Here is a 3107-nt window from a genome sequence, read left to right as displayed (position 1 = left end):
TAGATTCTGACAAGAGTGTCAACCGCTTTATCAGAGGTTTTTGGGTTTATTTGATAAGACTTTTAATTGTGTATAGCTTTCAATGGGTTAGAGGAAGTGTTTGTTTAATTCGCTTAAATAATAACTCAGCTTTAAACAGTATCTATCGATATTCATTAATTGTCATCTATAGCGTTGCCATTAAGAACTTGCTTTAAGCTAAAATCTTGAGGCTCTATACTGACTTTTTGGCATATTTATCTGCTTATTGATAATTGTCTTCGCTGTGTCCTTAGCTAACTATGATTTACCCTTCTTGATATTCATATAGATAGCATCTATATATAGAAGCCGACCTAATCCCTTACTATCTAGTGTTAATACACAGTTTTTGCTATAATAGCTGACTTTATAATATTGTTTAATGGCATTTCTTATTAGCCTTGATTGTTCAACGGTTAATTGTTTGAAATTTTGCCTTTAAGTGATATCTATCTCTTATAACATATCATAGCAGTTGGATATAATTGACGCAGTCTTGCGGTTATATGATTGATGGTTGCAATCATCACTGCCAACGGACGCAAAAAGGTGAATAGATTATGGTAGCGATTACTTTACCCGATGGTAGCGTAAAAAACTTCGAAGGTAGTACCACCGTCATGGAAGTGGCACAAAGCATTGGTGCAGGATTGGCTAAAGCAACGGTCGCCGGACGTGTAGATGGTCATCTAGTTGATGCGCACGACCCTATCGCTCATGATGCTAAGGTTGAAATCGTGACACCAAAAGATGATGACGGTGTCGATATCATTCGCCATTCTTGTGCTCACCTATTAGGTCATGCTGTTAAGCAGTTATATCCTGATGTAAAAATGGTGATTGGTCCCGTTATCGATGATGGTTTTTATTATGACATTTATAGCGAAACGCCCTTTACACCAGAGCATATGGCAGCCATTGAAAAACGCATGATGGAACTCATCAAGCAAGATTATGACGTTATCAAAAAAATAACGCCACGCGATGAAGTCATTAAAATCTTTGAAGAACGTGGTGAAGACTATAAGCTTAAGCTGATTAACGATATGCCAGGCGAAGAAGCCTTTGGTCTCTATCATCATCAAGAATATGTCGATATGTGCCGTGGTCCACACGTGCCGAACACCAGATTTTTAAAAGTATTCAAACTGACCAAAATGTCTGGTGCATATTGGCGCGGTGATGCCAAGAACGAGCAACTGCAACGTATCTATGGTACAGCATGGGCGGATAAAAAAGATTTAAAAGCCTATATTCAGCGTATCGAAGAAGCTGAAAAACGTGACCATCGTAAAATTGGTAAAGCGTTAAATCTGTTCCATATGCAAGAGCAAGCGCCGGGTATGGTGTTTTGGCATGCAAATGGTTGGACTATTTACCAAGTACTTGAGCAATATATGCGCAAAGTACAACATGATAACGGTTATGAAGAAATTAAAACACCGCAAATCGTCGATCGTAGTTTGTGGGAGCGTTCGGGACATTGGGGTAACTATGCGACTAACATGTTCACGACTGCCAGTGAAAATCGTGATTATGCAGTAAAGCCAATGAACTGCCCTTGTCACGTACAAGTTTTTAACCAAGGTCTAAAATCTTACCGTGATTTGCCATTACGTATGGCAGAGTTTGGCTCATGCCATCGTAATGAGCCATCAGGTTCGCTACATGGTTTGATGCGTGTACGCGGTTTTACCCAAGATGATGCACATATCTTCTGTACACAGTCGCAAATCCAGCAAGAAGTCGCTGACTTTATTAAGCTAACCCTTGCCGTTTATGAAGACTTTGGTTTTGACAATATCATTATGAAACTCTCGACTCGCCCTGAAAAACGGGTTGGTAGTGATGAGTCTTGGGACTTCGCCGAAAAAGCTTTGGCCGATGCATTAGATAGCTCAGGATTAGATTGGGCTTATCTGCCAGGTGAAGGCGCATTTTATGGTCCGAAGATTGAATTTAGTTTGAAAGATTCTTTAGGTCGCGTCTGGCAGTGCGGTACGATTCAGGTTGACCCAAACATGCCTGAGCGCCTAGATGCCGAATTCGTCAATGAGCAAAACGAGCGCGAAGTACCTATTATGTTGCACCGTGCCATCTTAGGTTCATTCGAGCGCTTCATTGGTATTTTGATTGAAAACTATGCTGGTTGGATGCCCGTTTGGCTAGCGCCGCAACAAGTGGTGGTGATGAATATCACTGATAAACAGGCAGATGCTTGTGAAAATGTGGTCAGCGAACTCAAAAATTCAGGTTTGCGAGCTATTAGTGACTTGCGTAACGAAAAGATTGGATTTAAGATACGAGAGAAAACATTAGAACGCGTTCCCTATATGCTAGTATTAGGGGATAAAGAAGTCGAATCGGGCAGTGTCAATGTCCGTACTCGTGAAGGTGAAAACCTTGGCGTGATGAGTGTTCCAGAATTTATTACATTAGTACAGACCGCTGTCAGCAACAAAGGCCGACAGACCCCAAAAACAGATGAGGAGTAATACCTATTAAACAGTCAAACCGTTTGAACATCAACGAAGATATCACAGCCAAAGAAGTCCGTCTCGTTAAAGAAGACGGCGAACAGATGGGCGTGGTCGATATCGAAACCGCGATGAAAGCGGCACGTGAGGACAGTCTAGATTTGGTCGAATTGGTTCCTGAAGCCAAACCGCCAGTATGCAAAATCATGGATTATAAGCATTTCCTCTATGATCAAAAGCAAAAAGCGAAAGAAGCTAAAAAGAACCAAAAGCAAACTCAGCTAAAAGAGATGAAGCTGCGTCCTAGTACTGAAGAAGCTGATTATCAGGTTAAACTGAAAAAAATCGTCAGCTTTTTGGAAGACCAAGACAAAGTTAAAATCAGTATTCGCTTTCGTGGCCGTGAAATGGCGCACCAAGAAATTGGTCGCAAGCAGCTAGATCGTATTATCGAAGATACTGCTGAGATTGCTAACGTTGAGCAATATCCTAAGATGGAAGGTCGTCAGATGGGTATGCTGCTTGGGCCAACTAAGAAAAAGTAATCTGTTTATTAGATGGCTGTTAGTCAATACCCCACTCTCAACATCAAAAGTGATTGAAAAAAGA

2 protein-coding genes are annotated in these 3107 nt (G+C 41.1%); both read left to right on the top strand.

Annotated features, from left to right (window positions below; all coding sequences use genetic code 11):
* The first annotated feature begins 581 nt into the window (after positions 1-581).
* On the top strand, positions 582-2516 hold the full coding sequence (gene thrS / locus INT03_RS00020; protein ID WP_193007077.1) for a threonine--tRNA ligase: 1935 nt from the start codon (positions 582-584) through the stop codon (positions 2514-2516).
* A 23-nt stretch (positions 2517-2539) separates the two neighbouring features.
* On the top strand, positions 2540-3043 hold the full coding sequence (infC, locus tag INT03_RS00015; RefSeq protein ID WP_045447656.1) for a translation initiation factor IF-3: 504 nt from the start codon (positions 2540-2542) through the stop codon (positions 3041-3043).
* Positions 3044-3107 lie beyond the last annotated feature (64 nt).

This window comes from Psychrobacter sp. PG1, from assembly GCF_014897815.1.
Taxonomy (GTDB): Bacteria; Pseudomonadota; Gammaproteobacteria; order Pseudomonadales; family Moraxellaceae; genus Psychrobacter.
Note: the sequence above shows the minus strand (reverse complement) of the source record. Positions and strands in the feature narration are given on the sequence as shown.